This is a genomic window from Streptomyces sp. SID3343 (assembly GCF_009865215.1).
Classification (GTDB): Bacteria; Actinomycetota; Actinomycetes; order Streptomycetales; family Streptomycetaceae; genus Embleya.
In genome coordinates this window covers 15,434-35,562 of sequence record NZ_WWJX01000773.1, presented here as the reverse complement: position 1 = coordinate 35,562, position 20,129 = coordinate 15,434, and the positions used below count along the sequence as shown (strand labels likewise).

16 protein-coding genes and 1 pseudogene are annotated in these 20,129 nt (G+C 70.2%); 9 read left to right on the top strand and 8 right to left on the bottom strand.

Features of this window, described 5'->3' with window-relative positions; genetic code table 11:
* Positions 1–535: 535 nt before the first annotated feature.
* The 3 genes from GT354_RS24045 to GT354_RS24035 form a co-directional block, all read right to left on the bottom strand.
* On the bottom strand, positions 536–1,045 hold the full coding sequence (locus GT354_RS24045) for a tetratricopeptide repeat protein (protein ID WP_161358454.1): 510 nt from the start codon (positions 1,043–1,045) through the stop codon (positions 536–538).
* 950 nt (positions 1,046–1,995) lie between these two features.
* A complete protein-coding gene (locus GT354_RS24040) occupies positions 1,996–3,483 on the bottom strand; it encodes an MFS transporter (RefSeq protein WP_161358453.1) in 1,488 nt (495 codons plus the stop codon).
* On the bottom strand, positions 3,480–3,947 hold the full coding sequence (locus GT354_RS24035; RefSeq protein WP_161358452.1) for a nuclear transport factor 2 family protein: 468 nt from the start codon (positions 3,945–3,947) through the stop codon (positions 3,480–3,482). The genes GT354_RS24040 and GT354_RS24035 overlap by 4 nt, the downstream gene beginning before the upstream one ends.
* 18 nt (positions 3,948–3,965) lie before the next feature.
* Here GT354_RS24035 and GT354_RS24030 point away from each other — a divergent pair, with 18 nt between their 5' ends.
* Positions 3,966–4,169 carry a hypothetical protein gene (locus tag GT354_RS24030; protein ID WP_161358451.1) on the top strand — a complete coding sequence of 68 codons (204 nt, stop codon included), beginning with the start codon at positions 3,966–3,968 and terminating at the stop codon, positions 4,167–4,169.
* 288 nt (positions 4,170–4,457) lie between these two features.
* On the opposite strand, the gene GT354_RS24025 is transcribed toward GT354_RS24030, so the two are convergent.
* Positions 4,458–5,135: a spermidine synthase gene (locus GT354_RS24025; protein WP_161358450.1), complete on the bottom strand. Its 678-nt coding sequence runs from the start codon at positions 5,133–5,135 to the stop codon at positions 4,458–4,460.
* Positions 5,136–5,575: 440 nt separating this feature from the next.
* Between GT354_RS24025 and GT354_RS24020 the strand changes: the two genes are divergently transcribed.
* The 6 genes from GT354_RS24020 (at position 5,576) to GT354_RS23995 (ending at position 12,113) form a co-directional block, all read left to right on the top strand.
* Positions 5,576–7,336: an ABC transporter substrate-binding protein gene (locus tag GT354_RS24020; protein ID WP_161358449.1), complete on the top strand. Its 1,761-nt coding sequence runs from the start codon at positions 5,576–5,578 to the stop codon at positions 7,334–7,336.
* 140 nt (positions 7,337–7,476) lie between these two features.
* The gene (locus tag GT354_RS24015; protein ID WP_161358448.1) at positions 7,477–9,705 is read left to right on the top strand and encodes an ABC transporter permease; all 2,229 of its coding nucleotides are present in this window, start codon (positions 7,477–7,479) and stop codon (positions 9,703–9,705) included.
* The gene (locus GT354_RS24010) at positions 9,695–10,456 is read left to right on the top strand and encodes an ABC transporter ATP-binding protein (protein WP_161358447.1); all 762 of its coding nucleotides are present in this window, start codon (positions 9,695–9,697) and stop codon (positions 10,454–10,456) included. Before GT354_RS24015 ends, GT354_RS24010 begins: the two co-directional genes overlap by 11 nt.
* The gene (locus GT354_RS24005) at positions 10,453–11,226 is read left to right on the top strand and encodes an ABC transporter ATP-binding protein (protein ID WP_161358446.1); all 774 of its coding nucleotides are present in this window, start codon (positions 10,453–10,455) and stop codon (positions 11,224–11,226) included. Before GT354_RS24010 ends, GT354_RS24005 begins: the two co-directional genes overlap by 4 nt.
* A 57-nt stretch (positions 11,227–11,283) precedes the next feature.
* The gene (locus GT354_RS24000; protein WP_161358445.1) at positions 11,284–11,796 is read left to right on the top strand and encodes a hypothetical protein; all 513 of its coding nucleotides are present in this window, start codon (positions 11,284–11,286) and stop codon (positions 11,794–11,796) included.
* Between the two features lie 83 nt (positions 11,797–11,879).
* Positions 11,880–12,113, top strand: coding sequence for a hypothetical protein (locus tag GT354_RS23995; RefSeq protein WP_161358444.1), 234 nt, complete (start codon positions 11,880–11,882; stop codon positions 12,111–12,113).
* Positions 12,114–12,245: 132 nt separating this feature from the next.
* On the opposite strand, the gene GT354_RS23990 is transcribed toward GT354_RS23995, so the two are convergent.
* Both GT354_RS23990 and GT354_RS23985 read right to left on the bottom strand, forming a co-directional pair.
* Positions 12,246–13,400, bottom strand: coding sequence for an acyl-CoA dehydrogenase family protein (locus GT354_RS23990; protein WP_346012147.1), 1,155 nt, complete (start codon positions 13,398–13,400; stop codon positions 12,246–12,248).
* Positions 13,401–13,435: 35 nt separating this feature from the next.
* Positions 13,436–14,609, bottom strand: a pseudogene (locus GT354_RS23985) (acyl-CoA dehydrogenase family protein).
* Between the two features lie 300 nt (positions 14,610–14,909).
* Between GT354_RS23985 and GT354_RS23980 the strand changes: the two are divergent.
* Both GT354_RS23980 and GT354_RS23975 read left to right on the top strand, forming a co-directional pair.
* On the top strand, positions 14,910–16,745 hold the full coding sequence (locus GT354_RS23980; protein ID WP_161358443.1) for an AMP-binding protein: 1,836 nt from the start codon (positions 14,910–14,912) through the stop codon (positions 16,743–16,745).
* 97 nt (positions 16,746–16,842) lie between these two features.
* Positions 16,843–17,622 (top strand): DUF308 domain-containing protein, encoded by a 780-nt coding sequence (locus GT354_RS23975; RefSeq protein WP_161358442.1) that lies wholly within the window; start codon positions 16,843–16,845, stop codon positions 17,620–17,622.
* An 80-nt stretch (positions 17,623–17,702) separates the two neighbouring features.
* Here GT354_RS23975 and GT354_RS23970 read toward each other — a convergent pair whose 3' ends face one another.
* Positions 17,703–19,277 (bottom strand): DHA2 family efflux MFS transporter permease subunit, encoded by a 1,575-nt coding sequence (locus GT354_RS23970; RefSeq protein ID WP_161358441.1) that lies wholly within the window; start codon positions 19,275–19,277, stop codon positions 17,703–17,705.
* Between the two features lie 41 nt (positions 19,278–19,318).
* Complete coding sequence (locus GT354_RS23965; protein WP_161358440.1) at positions 19,319–19,942, bottom strand: NAD(P)H-dependent oxidoreductase; 624 nt, start codon at positions 19,940–19,942, stop codon at positions 19,319–19,321.
* Positions 19,943–20,129: the final 187 nt, after the last annotated feature.

Below are 20,129 nucleotides of genomic sequence, written 5' to 3'. Positions count from 1 at the left end.
TGCCCTGCTGCACCAGCCCCGCCCCGCCCGGCTCTGCCCGTGTGCGCCCGCCCGGCCCCGCCTCGCCCGGCTGCGCCTGCCTGGGTTGCTCTCGATGGCTTGTGGGGTAGGTGGTTCAGGGCGTCGTCAAGCGCTGGGCACGCTGGGGGAGTTGGGCTGTATCCGGCTGCGCGGAGAGTATGGGGTGCGGCCTGGCGGATGGTGGATTTGGGTGTGTGCGTGCGGCGTTGGGTGTTGTCGGAGCCCCGGGCGGGTCGGTGTTGTTCGGGTGAAACAGGAGTTCGGCGGGTGCTCGGGTGCCGGGTGCTCGGGTGCCTCGGTCGTCGGGCGGGCCGGCGGGTTCGGGTGGTCTGGGTGGCCGGGCGCGTTCGGCAGGTGGTCGGGTGCCCTTGCTTGCCGGACGGATGGGCGGGGTCCGCGGTGCTTGGTTTGCTGGGTGTTCGGTGGGTGTTTGGGCGCCCTCAACGCCAACGCCGGGCGGTGTGACGGGGCCTCGGGTGGTCGACGGTTTTGAGGGCCGGGCCGGGCGAGGCGGTTAGTCGTGGGTGACGTCCAGGTTCGTTGCGTAGTGGGTGATCGCTGGGCGGTATGGGGTCAGGCGTGGGTCGTTGGTTGTGGTGGCGATTACTCGTAGGAGGGACTCGACTGCTTCCTTTGCTGCGTCCGCGCCCGAGTTGTACAGGGCCATGGCCAGGAAGGTGGTCAGGGCCGGGTCGGCGGGGAACTCGGTGAGTCCTCGGCGGAGGGTGGTCACGGCCTTGTCGTGGGCCCCGAGGGCGCGGTAGGTGCTGCCCAGGCCCACGAAGGCGCCCAGGCGGTCGGAGGCGGGGAGGCCGTCGCCGATCAAGGCCCATTCGTAGAACGGGACTGCCTCGCGTTCGAGGCCGAGCACGTCGTGGACCCATGCCGCCTGGTAGGCCAGTTGGGCGTCGCCCGGGTGTTGTTCGACCAGCCGTACCAGCGGTTCGCGGGCCTCCTCGGCTCGACCTGCTTCGCGCAGCGCGATCGCCTCGGCCAGTACGGCGTCTCGTTCGTTCGCGGTCATCGGGACAGTCTTTCCTACCGTGCGGCGGTCACGCGGTTGGGTGCTGTCGGCTGGTGGCTGTCCGGCTGGTTGTCGGGGCGCGGCGGGTGGCCGGGTGGGCGCGGTCGTTGGTGCCGCGATCACGTGGCCCGGTCGCGTGTTGTGCCGGGGCGGATTGGGTGGGCCGTCGGGTTTGGTGTGTGGTCGGGCGGTCGCCGCGTCGTCGGCGGTGACTCTCGTCGTTTATCGTGCGGCGTCTACGGGGTTGGGTGGGACGGCTAACGGGGTTGCGGTCGGGGGGTGTTGGGTGGCTCGGGGTGGGTGTGGTCGTCGGTGTGGCGATTACGTGGCCGGGGCGGGCGTGTGCCGGGGCGGATTGGGTGGGCCTTCGGGTTTGGTGTGTGGTTGCCGCGTCGTCGGCGGTGACTCTCGTCGTTTATCGTGCGGCGTCTACGCGGTTGGGTGGGACGGCTAACGGGGTTGCGGCCGGCGGGTGTTGGGTGGCTCGGCATGGTCGTCGGGGTGGCGATTGCGTGGCCGGGGCGGGCATGTGGCGGGGTGGAGATTGGGTGGGTCGTCGGGTTTGGTGTGTGTTGCGGCGGTCGTTCGGGTGGGTGTCTCGTCGACAGTCACTCCCTTCTCCGGCCGTGCGGCGTTTACGCGGTTGGGGGCTGCTGCCGGGGTGCGTCGGGGGCGCGATTGCGTGGTCGGGGCGTGTGTGTGCCGGGGTTGGGTAGGCCGTTGGGTTGGGCAGGGATCGTGCCGGTTGCTCGGGTGGTTGTGTTGTCGGCGGTTTGTTCCCGGCTGTCGTGCGGCGCCTGCGCGGTTGGGTGGGGCTGCTGTCGGGGTGCCGCGGGATGGGCCGGGGCGGGCGGGGGCGTCGGTGGCGTGATCGCGTGGCGGGGTCCAGGGGAGGGCCGTTGGGTCGGGGTGGGTCGGGTGCCCGGGCCGTTGAGGGTCAGGCCCTGCTCCTACCGTGCGGCGTCTACGCGGTTGGGGGAGGTGGCTATCGGGGCGGCTGTCGGGGTGCGGGGGGTGGTGGGGATGGACACGGTCATCAGGGCTGCGATTACGCAGCCTGTGGCGAGCATGCCGAAGCAGATCAGGTAGGCCGTCAGGCTTGGGGCGTGTGCGACGCCGGCTGCTTGGGCGGTTGTGCCGTCGACGGTGACCGCGCCCAGGATCGCGCCGAGGACTGCGGTGCCGGTTGCGCCGCCCACCGTGCGCAGGACCGAGTTCATGCCGTTGGCGACGCCTGTCATGTCCGCCGGTACGTTGTCGTTGATCAGGGCCGGCATCGCGGAGAAGGCGAGGCCCAGGCCGAAGCCGAACAGGACGCCGATCATGGAGAAGGCCCACCAGTACCCGTGCAGTGGCAACAGCAGCGCGAATGCGGTGCCGCTGAGCAGGGGGCCGAGGACGAGCGCGGGCTTGGGTCCGTAGCGGTTGATCATTCGGCCCGCGACCGGGGCCGCCGCGAGGTTGCCGATCGTGCCCGGCAGCATGATCAGGCCCGCCATCAGGACCGACTTGCCGAATCCGTAGCCGAGTGCGGACGGTGCTTGGAGGAACGGCGGGAACAGCAGTGACGAGCCGTACATCGCCATGCCGCTGAAGATGCCGGACAGGTTCGCGAGCAGTACCGGGCGCTTGGCCATCACCCGTAGGTCCACGAGCGGTTCGGGGTGGTGCAGGGCCCACGCGATCCAGGCCGCGAACGTGAGGGCGGCCAGGATCAGGCCGCCGATCACGAGTGGGTCGGTCCAGCCCGAGCGGCTGCCCATGCTGATCGCCGCGAGCAGGAACGCGAGCCAGCCCGACAGCGTCGCCGCGCCCACCAGGTCCACGCGTCCCTCGCGCCGTCGCGCGGTGTCCGGTACGACCCGCCACACCATCAGCAGCGACAGCACCGCGACGAGTGCGGAGAGCCAGAACAGCAGGTGGTAGTCCCAGCGGTCGGCGATCAGGCCGGTCATCACCGAACCGAAGGTCGCGCCGACGCTGATCGTCGCGCCGATCGTGGCGATGCTGCCCGCGGAACGTTCCTTCGGGAATTCGTCGCGGACGACGCTGAGCGCGAGCGGGACCACGCCGCCGCCCATGCCCTGCAGGACGCGCCCCGCGATGAGCATGACGTAGGACGTGGTGCACGCGGCGAGGACGGAACCGACCGCCACCGCGCCCAGCGCGAACAAGAGGAATCGTTTCCTGCCGCGCAGGTCGCCGAGTCGGCCGAGCAGCGGCGTCGCGACCGCGGCCGCGAGCAGGTTGCCGGTGAGCACCCACGCGATGGCCGAGCTGGACACCCCCAGGGTGTGCTGCAGGCGAGGCAGGATCGGTGAGACGACGGTCTGCATGACGGCCACGGTGGTGGCCGCGAAGGACAGCGCTACAAGGATCATCGTGGGGCCGTAGCGCTTGGCTTGCGCGCGCTCGGTCCCGTCGGCGGTGGTGCTCATCCCGTGAGTGGCCGGTCCTGGACCCAGTCACAGTGCAGTGTGCGGGTTTCGATGCGCCAACCCTCGTCGGTGCGCGCGAAGGTGTCGAGGTAGCGGATCGACATGACCCGGTCGCGCCGTACTCCGCTCGACTCGTAGATGTGGTGCGCGGTGCAGTACGTCTCGGCGTTCGCGCGGTCGCCGCCGGGCTCGAACGACACGAGCTGATTGGCGATCAGATGTGTGGTGGCCAGGTAGCGTTCGAGGCTGGTCAGGGCCTTGGCGATCTCGGTGCGACCGGTGCGTACGGCCGGCGGCTCGGTCGATCCGGGGTCGCGGTGGATGATCAGGCGGCCCTCGGGCGTGAACATCGACGCGACGAGCTCCGGCTTTCGACGGTCCGCGCCGTGCGCGTAGGTCTGCACTACGTCGCGTATCTCGCTTCGGTCGTGCAGGGGGCTTCGGTCGAGGCTTCGGTCGGGCAAGGGGCTGTGATCGCGCACGTGGCCGCGATCGTGCGAGTCGCTTCGGTCGCGACGGTCACCTGGGTCGCGACGGTCGCCCAGGTCGCGACGGGCACCTCGATCACGCGGGTCACCTTCATCGCGCCGGTCACCTCGATCGCGCAGAACATGCGAATCCGCCTCGTCGTCGTGCATGTCCACCCTTTCGACCCGCTGCCGTCATCGCATGCTGGCACCAGTTGAATGACACATGCAAGTTAATCTGACGTCGTGTCAGTTACATCTCTCGCGCAGGTCGGCGGCGGTTGAGCGGTGCTCGGGCGGCGGTTGAGCGACGGTCGGACGGCGGTGGGACGGCGGTCGGACGGTGGTCAAGCGACGGTCGCACAGCGGTAGGCCGGTGCCTGAGCCGCAGTCGCGGCGGCGGTCGGGCGGTGCTTGAGCAGCGGCCGGCAACGGCCCGACGGCAGCCCGACGGCAGCCCGACGGCAACCCGACGGCAGCCCGGCAGCCCCGCGCGCGCCCGCGTCCCTATGTACGCGCGACGAACACCACGTCCGGTTCCCCTCGCGGTACCGGCACCTGATGCACGGTCACCCGTGCGAACCGCCCCCGCAGTCGGTCCGCGAAGGCCGGACTCGCGGTCGCGCTCCATACCGTCAGCACACCGCCGGGCAGCAACCGCGCGCGCAGGGCGTCGAGTCCGGCGTCGTCGTACAGCGACGCGTTGCCGTCGGTCACCGTCCAGTCCGGGCCGTTGTCGATGTCCAGGCACAGTGCGTGGAATCGCTGCGTCGTGTCGGGGGAGCGGATCCACGCGACGAGGTCGGATGTGACGACGCTCACGCGGGGGTCGTCCAGCGCGTTCGCGGAGAACCGCGCGAGCGGGCCGCGGCCCCACCGCACGACGTGCGCCTCGCGCTCGACCACGCACACGTGCTCGACGCGCGGTTCGGTCAGCGCTTCGCGCAGCGTGAATCCCACGCCCAGGCCGCCGACCAGGATTCGCAACGAGGGCAGTTCGTCGAGCGCCGCGAACGCGGTACGCACGAGCAGCCGTTCGGATTCACCCGCCCGCGTGTCCATCAAAAAGCACCCGTTGCTGATGATCTCGTAGTGCTCACCCGCACGTCGCAGGACCAGTTCGCCGTCCGCGGCCGGGACGCGCTCGATCTCGTCCGTACCGGTTGTCGTGTCGATCGCGTGCATCGGTTCGCTGACTCCTTGTCGCTTTATGGAGAAGGGGTGTCGCCGTGTCGCTTTCTCGCTCGATCCCGGGTCCGGCACCGCTCATAACGGTGCCATCACGGAACCGAAGAATTCCGATCCTGACGGCCCAAATGGTGACACGTGTGTAGTCACGCGCTCCGCCCCACTCAACGCCGTCGCCGGCCTCACAGCCAGCGGTTTTCGCCGGATCGGTGACCCTTGCACCCTGTGGAACACCCCGTTAAGGTCCCGGCCATTGCTTCATGGCCCATTGACTGATGGCATGTCAGATCCAGTCGCAGGGACGCCTCGCAGGCGGGACCCCGGGGCCGGGGCAAGCACACGACGAAGAACGACGGCAGGCGCGCAGTGAAAGCAGAACGTGAGAGCGCACCGGGCACCTCGGCCCGGCCCGCGGAAACGAAATGCTGGGAGGGCTGATGGCATCAACTTCCGCCGGGCGGCATGGGATGCGCCGGCGAGTGGCGGCCGGCGTGCTGGCTTTGCCACTCATCATGGCGGTCGGCTGTAGCCGCTCGGGTGACGACGCGATCGCCAAGGGTTCCGGAGAGGCCGTGAACCCGCAACAGCCGAACAACTCGGTCCCCACGCCGGGAGGTGGCGGAGGTGACTTCGGTACCCTCAAGGGCGTCTGCGGCAAGGGTGACGGTCAAGCCCTCACCAAGAAGGGCAAGGGCGTCAGCGACACCGAGATCAAGGTCTCGGTGATGGGCGATCCCCAGAACACCTTCCAGCCCGGCCTGGGTCAAGAGTTCTTCGACATGGCCGACGGTTTCACCAAGTGGTGCAACGAACTCGGCGGCATCAACGGCCGCAAGATCGCGCTGACCAAGCGCGACGGCGGTCTGTTCGACGTCGGCAAGGCGATGACCGACGCGTGCCAGACCGACTTCATGGTGGTCGGCGGCGGCAACCCGTTCGACGCCGCGGGCGTCAAGCCCCGGGTGGACTGCAAGCTGGGCGCCTTCCCGGCCTACGTCGTCTCCGAGGCGTCCGCACAGGCCGCCCTTCAGGACCTGGCGGTCGGTCTGCCGACCACCACCACGGTCACCGGCGCCTACAAGGCCATCTTCGACAAGTACCCCGACGTCAAGGACCACGTCGGTCTGCTCGGCCAGTCGGTGCCCGACCTCATCCCGGTCATGCAGCGCTACCAAAAGGGCGTCGAGGCCGCCGGCGGCAAGATCGTCTACAAGGAGGACGTCGCCGCGACGGCGCCTCCCGGCCGTACCTCCATCGAGAAGATGAAGGCCGACGGCGTGCAGATGCTCGTCACCACCTGGCTCGCCGTGAACTCCACGTCGATGTTCCAGGAGATGGACGCGATCGGCTGGCACCCCAAGGTGATGATCAGCGACACCTCGGGCTACAACCGCTACACGCTCGACACGGCCAAGAAGACGCAGATGCCGGAGACGTACATCTACCCGACGTTCGTCCCGCAGTCGCTCGCCGACAAGAACCCGGTCGCCAAGCAGGCGTTGGACATCCTGCACAAGGCCAAGCCCAAGAACGACCTCGAGTTCTTCCACATGTCGGGCCTGAACTCGTGGCTGCTGTTCGCGACCGCCGTCAAGGAGTGCGGTACGGACCTGAGCACCGAGTGCGTGCTGGCCAAGGGCAAGCGTCCGATGTGGGACGCCGGCGGCCTGTTCGCGCCCGGTCCGATCACCGACGCCGCGAACATGCGGGCCAACGACTGCTTCACGGTCGTCAAGGTGACCAACAAGGGCTTCATCTACGACGAGGGCCTCGCCAGGCCCAACAAGGGCATCTTCAACTGCGACCCGAAGAACGTCGCGGAGGTCGCGGCGGGCGCGCCTCCGGCGCAGACTCCGCCGGCCGACACACCCTCCACCGACGTGCCCTCGACCGAAACGCCGTCGACCGAAACGCCCGCGGACCCGTCGACCGACACACCGCCGGCCGACACCAGCGGCTCGACCGCCGGCACCACCGACGGTTCGACCGCGGGTACCACCGACGGTTCGACGGCCGGCACCACCGACGGCAGCACGGACGGTTCCGTCGCGGGCACCACCGACGGCTCCGTCGCGGGCACCACGGACGGTTCGACGGCCGGTACCACCGACGGCAGCACGGACGGCTCCACCGCCGGCACCACCGACGGTTCCACCACCGGGGACAGCACCGGGGACAGCACCGGTTCGACCATCTGACATCCGGGACGCCCTCTCCGTCCCACGCAGACGGAGAGGGCGCCGCCCAGCGGCCCTGACGACCTGTCAACGGCCGTGCCGCACCAGTCTTTTCCGAGACCGATCGCCCCGCGACACGGCCCGGCCCGAACGGAGGGCGCGTGCACGACTTCATCCTCTTCACCATCAGCGGCCTGGTCACCGGCGGCATCTACGCCATCACCGCCGGTGGCCTGACCCTGACCTACACCACCACGGGCATCTTCAACTTCGCCCATGGTGCGACCGGCGCGCTCGCCGCGTTCTCGTACTGGCAGTTGCACACCGACTGGGGTTGGCCGGTCTGGGCCTCACTGATCGTGGTGTTGTTCATCCTGGCACCCGCGTTCGGCGCGGTCCTGCACCTGGGCATCATGCGCAGGCTCGAAGGCACGTCCGAGACGACCAGACTCATGGTCACCGTCGCCCTGCTGCTCAGCCTGATGGCCTCGGTCATGTGGATCTGGGACCCGAAGATCAACCGCAGCAGCGACATGTTCTTCGCGGGCGAGGCGGTCGGTTTCGCCGGGACCAGGGTGGCGTACCACGACCTGATCACCCTCGCCGTGGCGTTGATCGTGGCGATCCTGCTGTGGATCCTGCTGCGCTCGACCCGGGCCGGCGTCGCGATGCGCGCCACCGTGGACGACCGCAACCTCGCGGTGCTCAACGGCTCGCGCCCGGAAGTACCCGGCATGCTCGCGTGGGCGATCGGCACCACGCTCGCCGCGATCGCGGGCATCCTGATCGCGCCCAAGATCTCGCTGGCCCCGCTCCCGCTCACCCTGCTGATCGTCAACGCCTACGCGGCGGCGGTGATCGGCCGGCTCAAGAACCTGCCGTGGACGTTCGGCGGAGCGGTCATCATCGGCCTGACCGTCGAGTACGCGCACGGCTACCTGACCGACAAGCACTTCCCGACCGCGGCCCCGTACATCTCCGAGCTGTACGTCACGATGCCGGTCCTGGTCCTGTTCGTGGCACTGCTGTTGCTGCCGCAGGCCAAGCTGCGCGGCCACGCGTCCTCGCGCACCCGCGAGATCGCGCACCGGCCCACCTGGACCGGGTCGCTGGTCTTCTCCGGCGTGGTGATCGCCGGCGCGATCATCACCTCGCGTCTGCTCGCTCCCGGTGACCTGTACCAGAGTTCGCAGATGTGGGGCATCGGCATCATCGGCCTGTCGATGATCCCGCTCGTGGGCTACGCCGGAAAGATGTCGTTGGCCCAACTCGGGTTCGCCGGCATCGGCTCGATCTGTGTCGCGCACCTGGGCCAGGGCGGCAACCCGCTCGGCATCCTGTGGGCCGCGTTGATCTGCGGCGCCATCGGCGCCGTCGTCGCGCTGCCGGCGCTGCGCCTGTCCGGGATCTATCTCGCCCTGGCCACCGCGGCGTTCGCCGTCGCGCTGGACCGCTGGGTGTTCACGCTGCCCAAGTTCACGTGGGGCGACACCGAGATCGACCTGTTCAACAGCGGCACGCTCCAGGTCGAGCGCTTCGACTGGCCCGGCTTCGACATCTCCTCGCACAAGGCCTACTTCGTCTTCGGCGGAGTGTTCTTCGCGCTCACCTCGCTCGTGGTGGTGTGGATCCGGCGCGGCGAGTTCGGCCGCAGGCTCCTGGCGATGAAGGACAGCCCGGCCGCGTGCGCGACGATCGGCATGAACCACAAGCTGACCACGCTCACCGTGTTCGCCCTGTCGAGCGCGATGGCCGGTGTCGGCGGCGCCATCTACAGCGGGGCCTTGACCAGCGTCCCGCCGAGCCGCTTCGACTTCACCGCGGGTCTGTCCATCCTGATGCTCATGGTCATCGCGGGCCTGACCTCGCCGGGCGCCGCGCTGTTCGCGGGCATCTTCATCGGCACGCCGCTGATGAAGAACCTCTTCCCCGAGTACACCCAGCTCACCATGATCCTGATCGGCCTCAACGGCATCGCGCTCGGCAAGAACCCGAACGGCTTCATCGCCGCGAAGATTCGCCCCGAGTGGGAGCCGGCCCTCAAGCGGCCGTTCGTGATCGCGGCGAGCGTGGTGGTCCAGATCGTGCTGGTCGTCCTGCGCTTCACCGACGTGATCGCGAACTGGCCGTTCGTCATCGGTGTCCTGCTCGCCGTGATCGGGATCCCCGCGGCGCTCAAGATCGAGGCGATGATCCTGGCCTGGCACGCCGAGGAGCCCAAGGCCGAGGGCCTGTCCGAGCAGCCCGAGGGCCTGGGCCTCAACGGCGGCCGGTTCAAGCCGGCCGACCTGGACGCGCTCGACAAGCTGATCAGCCTGCCGTCGCTGCCGACCGCCGTGATGGTCGAGGCATCGTCAACCACCCAGCCTGGAGCGCGCCATGGGGCTTGAGGTCGAGGGCGTCACGGTTCGCTTCGGCGGCCACACCGCCTTGAACAACGTCAACATCTGGGCGCACGAGGGCAAGGTCACCGGTCTGATCGGGCCCAACGGCGCGGGCAAGACCACGATCTTCAACGTCATCACGGGACTTCAGGCGCCGCACGCGGGCCGCGTGGTCATGGACGGGCGCGACGTCAGCAAGCTCGCGCCCTACCGGCGAGCCCGTCTGGGCATGGCCCGTACCTTCCAACGCCTGGAACTCTTCGGGTCGTTGACGGTACGGGAGAACATCCAGATCGCCGCCGCGCAGTACCGCAGACTCAACCGCGGTACCAAGGAGACCCCGCAGGACACCTCGGCGCGGCTGCTCCTGCGGTTGAACCTGACCGAGATCGCGCATGTGCGCGCCGACCAACTCCCCACCGGGCAAGGGCGGTTGGTGGAGCTGGCTCGGTCCCTGGCGGCCCGACCCAAGATCCTGCTGCTGGACGAGCCGGCCTCGGGGCAGGACGACGAGGAGACTCGCGGCTTCGGGCAGCTCCTGCGTGACATCGCGAGCGACGGCGTGGCCGTGCTGCTGGTCGAGCACGACATGGATCTCGTCATGTCCACGTGCGACGAACTGCACGTGCTTGACTTCGGCAAAAAAATCGCCAACGGTACGTGCGACGAGATTCGCACCAACGCGGCCGTGCAGGCCGCGTACCTCGGCACCGCCGACGCCGCGGAGGCCGACGAAGTCCTTCAGGAGACCGTATGACCCTGAATGTGGCCGACTCCCAGCCGGCCGGCGCCCCGTCGACCGACACCCGGCCTGCCGGGCCCCCCACCGCTCCGCCGCTGCTCGAACTCCGGAACATCAGTGCCGGATACGAGCAGGTCGAGGTGCTGCACAAGGTCAACCTCGCGGTCCCCGCCGGCGGTGTGATGGCCGTGCTCGGCCCCAACGGCGCGGGCAAGACCACGATGCTCAAGGTGATCACCGGGCTCCACCAGCCCACCGGCGGGGACGTCTACCTCGCCGGACGGTGCGTCACCGGGGCCGCTCCCGTGGACCTCGCGCGGATCGGCCTGTGCAGCATTCCGGAAGGCCGAGGGGTCTTCCCCAATCTCACCGTGTCCGAGAACCTGTGGATGGCTACCTACCGAGGCGTCTCCCGCAAGGAGATCGAGGAGAAGGTCTTCCCGATCTTCCCCCGCCTCAAGGAACGCCGGACCCAGGCGGCGGGCACGATGTCGGGCGGCGAGCAGCAGATGCTGGCCGTCGCCCGGGCGATCGCCACCAACCCGGCCATCATCTTGCTGGACGAACTGTCGATGGGCCTGGCGCCCCTCGTCGTCGACCAGCTGTACGGCGTGGTCGGGAAGATCGCCGAGACCGGTGTCACCGTGCTCTTGGTCGAGCAGTTCGCGCGTACGGCACTCGCCGTCGCCGACCTGGCCGCGGTCATGAGCGGTGGCCGGATCCTTCAGGTCGGCACCCCGGACGAGATCGCCGGCGACCTGCACAGCGCGTATCTGGGCGGCTGATCCGATGGCCGTCGGGTACGCATCAACCTCACGGCGACCCACGAGGTGACCCTTTAAATGAGTATGAACAGCGTGAACGCCGACGGGCACCCTACGGGCGGCTCGGCCGGCGAAGCGCCGACCCTGCAGCAGGGGGTGCCGCCGGCCGCACCCCCACAGCCGCCGTACCCCAAGCACGCCGCACTGGGCGCCCCGGCGACCCAGGACCGGACCCGGCAGTTCACCGCCGACGTCGGGGAGCTGAAGCTGCGCGCGCCCAAGACCACACTCGACACCCAGCTCATGTGGCTGGGCGTCGGGCTCATGGGTCTGGGGATCGTGATGGGCGTCGGCGCCTACTTCATGTCCCACAACACCACGCTCTACCTGACGCAGAACGACGCGATCACGTTGGGTCTGTCGGCGATCCCGGTCTCCATCCTGGGCTTCGCCCTCTTCCTGCGCTATTCGCTGTCCACGTTCATGCGGTTCTGGCTGGCGCGTCTGATCGCCGCCCAGCAGATTCCGCAGGCCGCGGGCCGCGCGGAGGACGCCACCACGGTGCTCCCCACGATCCCGGCGGGCCACTGACAAACACTCCTCAACGGGCGGCGCGCGGTGGCATCCTGAACGGGACGGTCGCCGCGCGCAGCACCTGCGAGGGGTAGCAAAAGATGAGCGACAATCCGCAAACGGCGGAGCCGGGACCAGGGGTTCCGGGCCCCGCCGAGCCTCCCGCCCTCGGGGACGAGTCCGCACGTCGGGACCAATCAGCCCCCGGGGACGGCTCCGCCCCTCGGGACGACCCGGCCCCTCGGGACGGAAGGCGCCTGCGCCTGGTCACGATCGTGTGGACCGTGCTGATGGCGGTGGCGGTCGTGATGATCGTGCTGATGCTTCGCAGTTGAGGGCCACGTGGTGTCGTGAGCGGAAACCGTTACCGACCACGACATCGGCCGAACACGCGTGTGGGCGGCCCCGGTTCGGGGCCGCCCACAGGCATGTCCGGGCCGGCGCGACCCGACCGCGGCGGCGGTGCCTCAGATCGACGGCGGCAGATCCACCAGCGTCGCCAGCGTGCTCCGATGCCGGTCCGCGGTGCCCAGCAGCAGCGCCGAGGACATCGCGCGCTTGAGGTACAGGTGCGCCGGGTGCTCCCACGTGAAGCCGATCCCGCCGTGCATCTGGACACACTCCTCCGCCGCGCGCACCGCCACGTCACCGCAGTACGCCTGCGCCAACGCCGTGGCCACCGCCGCGTCGGGGGAGCCCTCCGCCAGGCAGGCCGCCGCGTAGCGCGCCGCCGCCCGTGCGGCGGCGATGTCCGACCACAGGTCGGCCGCCCGGTGCCGCAGCGCCTGGAACGACCCGATCGGCCGGCCGAACTGGTGACGCACCTTCAGGTACGACACGGCCTCGTCCAACGCCCTTTGCGCGACGCCCAGTTGCTCCGACGCGAGCAACGCCGCGCCGTAGCGCAGGGCTTGCCCCAGCGCCTCCTGGGCGGTGTCGGGGCCGGCCACCACCACCGCCCGGACCTGATCGAGGGTCAACTCGCCCACCGGGCGCGTCGCGTCGAGCGAGGTCACCGAACGCCGGACCAGATGCGCCGCGTCACCGGCCACCAGGGTCAGCTGCCGCTCGCCGTCCACCAGCGCCGGCACCACCAGCAGATCGGCCCGGTCCGCGGCCAACACCCCGGTCACCGCGCCGGTCAGCAACAGCCCGTCGGCATCGGGTGAACCGGTCACCGACAGCGGAAAGCCCGCCCCCGGCCAGGTGTTCGCGGTCACCGCGAGGGTGCCGGTGCGGGTTCCGTCCGCGAGCGCGCGCAGCGCCGCGTCGCGAGCAGCAGACGCGGGCGACGCGAGCAGGGCCTGGGTCGCGAGCACCGCGCTGGCCAAAAACGGCACCGGCGCCACCGCGCGGCCCAACTCCTCCAAGGCCACCGCGACCTCTCGCGGCCCCGCCCCGGCCCCGCCGTATTCCTCGGGAATCAGCAGCCCGGCCAGGCCCAACTCGGCCGCCACCGCCTTCCACAGGCCCTCGTCGTACGCCTCGTCGGTGTCGACGCGCGCGAGCACGTCGTGCCACGCGCACCGATCGTGCAGCAACTCGCCCAGGGTCGCGCGTAGTTCCTCCTCGATCTCGCCGTACAGCAGCGACGGGATACGGGGCTCGGAGCGGGCACCGATGTGCGGATCGGCAGCCGACTCGACACGGGGATCAGTCACCGAGGGATCTCCTTCCACGCCACCTTGGTGTCGGTACGCGGCTCGCGCGGCAGGTTCAACACCCGGTCCGCGATCACATTGCGCAGCACCTCGCTCGTGCCGCCCTCGATCGAATTGCCCTTGGCCCGCAGGTAGTAGTAGCCCGCCGCCCGCGCGCCGAGCGCGGCCTGACCCAACTCGCTGCGCCGCATCGTCCAGTCGTCGTAGCCGAGCCCGTCCTCGCCGGTCAGCTCCAACCACAACCGCGTCACGTCCTGGTTCAGCCGCGCGTAGGCGATCTTGGCGGCCGAACCCTCGGGCCCGGGCGCGCCGGCGGCCAACTGCTGCCGAATCCGCTCGTTGCCCAGGCGCGCGACCTCGCACTCCACCCACGCACGCAGGAGCCGATCGTGCAGCCCCGGCGTACGCAACTCCGGCCGATCGCGCCACATCCGCGCGACGGCGCCGATCGCGTCCGCCTCGCGGGCCGCCGCGGCGCCGCCGATGGCGACCCGCTCGTTCATCAGCGTCGTGTTCGACACCGCCCAACCCTGGCCCACGTCGCCGGCGCGGTAGGCGTCGGGGATTCGCACGTCGGTCAGGAAGACCTCGTTGAACTCGGCCTGCCCGGTGGCCTGCCGCAGCGGCCGCACCTCCACACCCGGCGACGTCATGTCGAGAAAGAAGTAGGTCAGCCCCTGGTGCTTGGGCAGATCCGGATCGGTGCGCGTCAACAGCATCGCCCAACGCGCCTTGTGCGCGAGCGAGGTCCACACCTTCTGCCCGCTGACGATCCAGTCGCCGTCACCGTCGCGCACGGCCCGGGTGGCCAGCCCCGCGAGGTCCGACCCCGCGCCCGGCTCGCTGAACAGCTGGCACCAGATCTCCTCCCCCGGTCCACAGCGGGCGCAGCAACCGCGCCTTGAGCTCGTCGCCACCGTGCGCGGCGATCGTCGGCGCGCCCATGCCCAGGCCGATCGGGTTGCGATATCCACTGGCGGGCTTCGCGCCCGCCGCGATCAGCTCGTCCTCGACCGGCTGCTGCAGGGCCCTGGAGACGCCCAGGCCGCCGGCACCCACCGGGAAGTGCACCCAGGCCAGGCCCGCGTCGAAACGCCGGCCGAGGAATTCGACCGGCTCCATCGTCGTCGGATCGTGCGCCGCGACAAGCTCGCGTACGCGCCGCCGCATGTCGTGCGCGTCGATCGCGCCCGCACGTGTCGTGTCGCCGGTATCGGTCACGCTGCCCCGATCTGCCACAAGCGGTGCCTCCGTTCTCCGTCATGACGACCCGTCGAGGTTTTCCTGACACACCGTCGACAACCGGGCCCCCTGGATGCTATGCGCCGAACCCACCGGTAGGAACCCCGCTCCGAGCCCCCCAAGCAACCGCTCCAGGCGATATGTTCGTCATCCCGTGTGACGGAGTACACGCCGGACATCAGTCGGACTTCACGGGTTTCCGGGCATCGCAGGGGGTGCTTCACAGCAATGACCGCCGAAGAAGTCGAGGCGGGTCTCGCCGCCGAGCTCGCAGCGGACGGCGAATCGGTCACCGCGGCCCTGGACATGTGGTCCGTGCACTCTCCGATGCGGGTCTTCATCCACTACGGCGAGCACGGCCTCGACCTCAGCTACGCCGAGGCCAAGCGCGCCACCGACACGATCGCCGGCAACCTCGACCGGGCCGGCATCCGGCGCGGCGACCGGGTGGTGGTGCACTGTCGCAGCGCCTACGCCACCGCGCTGTGGATGTTCGGGATCTGGAAGGCCGGCGCGGTCTACTGCCCGCTCGACCCCGAGGTCTTCGGCGACGCACTGCTCGACCGACTCGACGCGATCCAGCCCGCCCTGGTGGTCACCGAGCGCGGGCAGGTCGCCGCGCTCGAAGCGGTCCGCCGGCACCTGACCCGCCCCCCGCGGCTGACCGTGCACGACGCGGTCGGGCCGCGACCGCCCCACGGCTACCCCGAGATCCCCTACGGCAACTTCCTCGCCCGCGCGATCCCGCCGGCCGTGGCCATCGACCCCGCCGACACCGGCATGATCGTCTTCACCGCCGGCGTGACCGGCCGGCCCAAGGCGTCGGTGCTGCCGCACCGTTGGCTCGCGGCGTACACGCTGCTGCTGCGCCGATTGACCACCCCCGACGACGTGGTGCACGTGGACCTGCCGCTGCACACGGCTGTGGGCGCCTTCGCCGGCGTGGCCCGCGCGGCCTGGGCGGGCGCGACGGTGTCCCTGTGGGACCGCTTCCACCCGGTCGAGTTCTGGCGACGGGTGGTCGGCGCGGGGGCGACCGGCGCGGTACTGACCGATCACATGGTGGGCTGGCTCTCCGGCGCGCCCGAGCGTCGCGGCGAGCAGTCGAACCCGCTCACCAAGGTGCTCATCCAGCCGCTGCCGCCCAATCATCACGCGTTCGCGCGTCGGTTCGGCATCGATACGGTCGTGGCGGCGTACGGCCAGGTCGAGACGGGGCTGCCGATCGCGGCGGTGCTCACCGGTGTTCCCCCTGCGCTGGGGACGCCGCCGTCGTTGCGGCGCGGGCTCACCGACAAGGCCGTCGCGGCGGTGTGCGCCCGGCTGGGCGTGCCGGTGGTCGACGGGGCCGCGATCGTGCGCAAGGGGTGCCTGGGCGCGCCGTTGCCGTTCGCCCGGGTGGCCGTGCTCGACGACTACGACCGGCCGTGCCCACGTGGTGTCGTCGGCCACCTCGCGATCCGCCCGCATCTGCCGGGCCTGCTCGTGCAGGAATACCTCGACGACCCGCTCAGCATCGCCGAGGCCACCCGCAACCTGTGGTTCCACACCGGCGACGCGGCCGTGTTCGACGAGGAGGACGGGCTGCTGCACTTCGTCGACCGGGTCGTGGACCGGATCCGGATCCGCGGCGAGAACGTGTCGGCTTATCACATCGAGGACCTGGTCAATCAGCATCCGGACATCGCGGTGGGCGCGGTCTTCGGGGTCCCGGCGGACGCGCGCGACGAGGACGAGGTGGTCCTGTACGCGGAGCCCGAACCGGGGCGCGCGCTCGACCCCGACGAGCTACGCGCGTGGTGTGCGCAGTCGTTGCCCGCGTACATGCGCCCGACCTGGGTGCGGGTCGTCGCGCGGATGCCGCGGACGCCCAACGGGCGGGTGGAGAAGTATCGGCTGCGCCGACATTTCCTGGGCCTGACGGACCGTCCGAGCTCGGCCGTGCGCGGGGTTCCGGTGCCGGCGCCGACCCCCGCCCCGGCGTCGCGTCCGGCGCTCGCGCCGGCACTGTCACCGGTGCGGTCGGCGCTGCCGCCGTCGCTGCCACCGGGTCCCGGTCGCTGAACACGCGACCGAACCTGTGGATATGTCGCTTTCCAGTGGGAAGGCGTACTGCGCGCGCGATACGGCGGGCGTGGGGCACATCCGAGGAGTGGCACCCATGGACAGCACGAAGGGCTCCACGAAGGGCTCCGAGAAAGGCTCCGCGAAGGGCTCCGCGACCGCGACCGCAGCGGGAGCCGGTACGGGTCGACACCGGCGCAGCGGCAAGGGGTTCGGCTTCGGCCTGCTCGTCGCGCTCGGCACGGTGCTCGTGCTCGGTGGCGTCGTCGGCCTGCTGTACACGGCGACGGCCACGCTCACGAGCATGCTGTTGTTCGGTTGGCTGCTGGCGATCGGCGGTGTGATCGGGCTGGTTCAGGCGATCCAGGCCCGCAAGGAGAACGCGTTCTGGCTCGTCGTCGCCGTCTCCGCGCTCAACATCGCGGCGGGCGTGATCCTGCTGCGCCGGCCGGAGGTCGCGGCGGCGACGCTGACCCTGTTCGTGGCGCTTTTGCTGCTCGGCGCGGGCATGTTCCGCGTCGTCGGCGGTGTGGCCAGTCTGTCGGCCGCGATGGTCTGGACGATCACGGTCGGCGTGGCCGACCTGGCCCTGGGCCTGCTGGTGCTCGCCGAATGGCCGAGCAACAGCCGATACGCGATCGGCGCGTTCATCTCGCTGGCCCTGCTGTTCGACGGCGTGGGCCTGCTCAGCCTGGGCCTGACGGGTCGTCGGATCGTGGGCATGGTGCGCGAGGCCGAAGTACCGGTACCTGCGACGGCAGCGGAGGAACTGCCGCAGGCCACCGAGTGGAACGCGGACCGGGAGGCCGAACGCGATTCCGCGAGCGGGTTCAAGGGCCCCGACGCGATGACCGAGCGTCGCCACGAGGCCGGATAGCGCCGCGCGGTTCGCCGTGCGCGCCGAAAGGGATCGCCCGGTGAGTGGGCGATCCCCTTGTGTGGGTGGTGTGTTGCCGGCTAGACGTGAGTGGGGGCGGGGTTGGTCCGGTCCTCCTCGGGGCGGGGTGTGGCAGGTTCGACGGGCTGCGCGGCCTCGGGCCCGATGGCCGTTGCCGGCCGGCGGCGGCTCATGAACAGCGCGGGGAGGAACGCCGACGCCATCAACGCGACCGACCACGAGTAGGAGCTTTGGAACGCGTCCGCGAGGCGCGGTGCGATCTCGTGGACGGTGGTCGGCGACAGCGAGTGCAGTTCGCCCAGACCGCCCGCGCCCCGACCCTCGGGCAGGTTGTCGCGCATCGCGCCGGCCAGGAGTACCGACACCAGCGCGCCGCCGAGCGCGGCCGAGATCTGCTGGACGATCGTCAATGTGGTGCCCGCTACCGGAACCTGCTCGTGGGACATCTCCCGCAGCGCCGACGCCGTGGTCGGCATGAGCGTCATCCCGACGCCGACGCCCGTCACCGCCAGGCAGCCCATCAGTACCCAGTAGGGGGTGTCGGCGGCGACCTGCGTGGTGAAGGCGAGGAAGCCCGAGGCGCCGACCACGATCCCGGCCAGGACGATTCGTCCCGGCGCGATCCGGTCGCTGAGTCGGCTGGCGAACTGCATGGTGACCGCGGTGGTGATCGCCTGCGGCGCGCCGAGCAGACCGGACGCGGTCGCGCTTTCGCCGCGCACCAGTTGGTAGTACATCGGGGCGAGCATCATCGAGCCGAAATAGGCGCACACGAACAGCACCATCGTCGCGGCCGCGGCGGCGAACGCCCGGCTGCGGAACAGGCCCAGGTCGATCAGCGGGTGCTCGACGCGCAGCGCCCGGATGACGAACGCGACCACCGACAGTGCGCCCAGCAGTGCGGGCACGAGCGTTCCGGGGCCGGTGAAGTCGGCCTTCTCGCCGCCGGTGGCCAGTCCGTAGATCAGCAGCGCGAGTCCGGGGGAGAGCATCAGCAGGCCGATCACGTCCAGCGGCCTGGTCGGTTGCGGGGTATCGCGCGGGAACACTCGCGCGGCAAGTCCCAGTGCCAGGGCGCCGATCGGGACGTTGATGAAGAAGATCCACCGCCACGAGACGTCGTCCACGAGCCAGCCGCCCAGGATGGGCCCGGCGAGGGGGCCGATCAGGATCGGGATGCCCAGGATGGCCATCGTGCGGCCCATTCGGCTCGGGTCGGACGCCCGGGCCAGGATGGTCATGCCGACCGGCATGATCAGGCCGCCGCCCAGCCCTTGCACCACCCGGAAGGCGATCAGCGACTCCGCCGACCAGGCCAGACCCGCCAGGACGGAACCGGCCGCGAACGTCGTGATGGAGAACATGTACAGGCGCTTGGTACCGAAGCGGCCCATCGCCCACGCGGCGACCGGGATCACCGTGGCCAGGGCCAGGGTGTAGCCGGTGGCCACCCACTGGATCGTGGCGAGCGGGGCGTCGAAGTCCTGCGAGAGGTGGTTGAGCGCGACGTTGACCACGGTCATGTCGAGCACCGACATGACCGAGCCCAGGACGACCACGACGGCGATCGCGGCGACGCCGCGCGGGCGGGCGGAGGTGGACGGCTGCGGTGCGGGCACGGTGGTTGTTGCCATCACGGGCTCCTGGCGGTCGCGGCGGGAACGGGCGGGGCGAGTCAGACGCCGTAGGGGCGGCTCGTGCGCATCTGCCGCGTCGCGTGCGACCACCAGGCGAGCTGGTCGAGCATCACCGCGGCCGCGCCGTCGGTGCCCGCGACGTCGACGGGACGACCGTCGGCGTCGAACTTCTCCCACGCCATCGGGAAGGCCAGACCGTCCCGCGTGGTGACCATGTGTTGCTCGGCGAAGATCAGCCGAAGCTGCTCGACGGCGCGCAGGCCGCCGGAGATACCGCCGTACGACACGAAACCGACCGGCTTGCCCTGCCACTCGCCGCGGTAGAGGTCGATCATGTTCTTGAGGCCGGCCGGGAAGCTGTGGTTGTACTCCGGCGTGACCACGACGAAGGCATCGGCGGCGGCGAGCCGCAGACCCAACGCCTTGACCACGGCGGCCGGTTCGCTGCCCATCGCGGACCACACGGCCGGGAGTTCGATCTCGGCGAGGTCGATCACGTCCACCGCGAAGTCGCCGTGCTGCTCGGCCTTCTCGGCGAACCAGTCGGAGACGACCGGCGCGAAGCGGCCCTCGCGAGTGCTGCCGACGATGACGGCGAGACGGAAACGAGTGGCCGATGCGGTGGCGGCGGTGTCGGTGATCGAGTTCGTGGCGATGCTCATGGCGTTCCCCCGAGAGGTACTGGGTGTCCCCGGCGACCGGTGCGCCGGGTGACGAGAGAAACGTTAGAAGCTAAAGCTCACTTGAAGTCAAGCGTGGTTTGGTCGGGCAACTGCGTGCATCCGGCGCTCGGTTCCCGCGACCCGGTTCTCCGGGCCCGCGACCGTGTCCGCGTGCTTGACCCACGAA

Coding starts and splice junctions, on each gene's coding strand:
- GT354_RS24005 (WP_161358446.1), top strand. CDS start 10,453: ATGACCCTGAATGTGGCCGACTCCCAGCCGGCCGGCGCCCCGTCGACC.
- GT354_RS23975 (WP_161358442.1), top strand. CDS start 16,843: ATGGACAGCACGAAGGGCTCCACGAAGGGCTCCGAGAAAGGCTCCGCG.
- GT354_RS23970 (WP_161358441.1), bottom strand. CDS start 19,277: ATGGCAACAACCACCGTGCCCGCACCGCAGCCGTCCACCTCCGCCCGC.
- GT354_RS24040 (WP_161358453.1), bottom strand. CDS start 3,483: ATGAGCACCACCGCCGACGGGACCGAGCGCGCGCAAGCCAAGCGCTAC.
- GT354_RS23965 (WP_161358440.1), bottom strand. CDS start 19,942: ATGAGCATCGCCACGAACTCGATCACCGACACCGCCGCCACCGCATCG.
- GT354_RS23980 (WP_161358443.1), top strand. CDS start 14,910: ATGACCGCCGAAGAAGTCGAGGCGGGTCTCGCCGCCGAGCTCGCAGCG.
- GT354_RS24000 (WP_161358445.1), top strand. CDS start 11,284: ATGAGTATGAACAGCGTGAACGCCGACGGGCACCCTACGGGCGGCTCG.
- GT354_RS23995 (WP_161358444.1), top strand. CDS start 11,880: ATGAGCGACAATCCGCAAACGGCGGAGCCGGGACCAGGGGTTCCGGGC.
- GT354_RS24045 (WP_161358454.1), bottom strand. CDS start 1,045: ATGACCGCGAACGAACGAGACGCCGTACTGGCCGAGGCGATCGCGCTG.
- GT354_RS24020 (WP_161358449.1), top strand. CDS start 5,576: ATGGCATCAACTTCCGCCGGGCGGCATGGGATGCGCCGGCGAGTGGCG.
- GT354_RS24025 (WP_161358450.1), bottom strand. CDS start 5,135: ATGCACGCGATCGACACGACAACCGGTACGGACGAGATCGAGCGCGTC.
- GT354_RS24010 (WP_161358447.1), top strand. CDS start 9,695: ATGGGGCTTGAGGTCGAGGGCGTCACGGTTCGCTTCGGCGGCCACACC.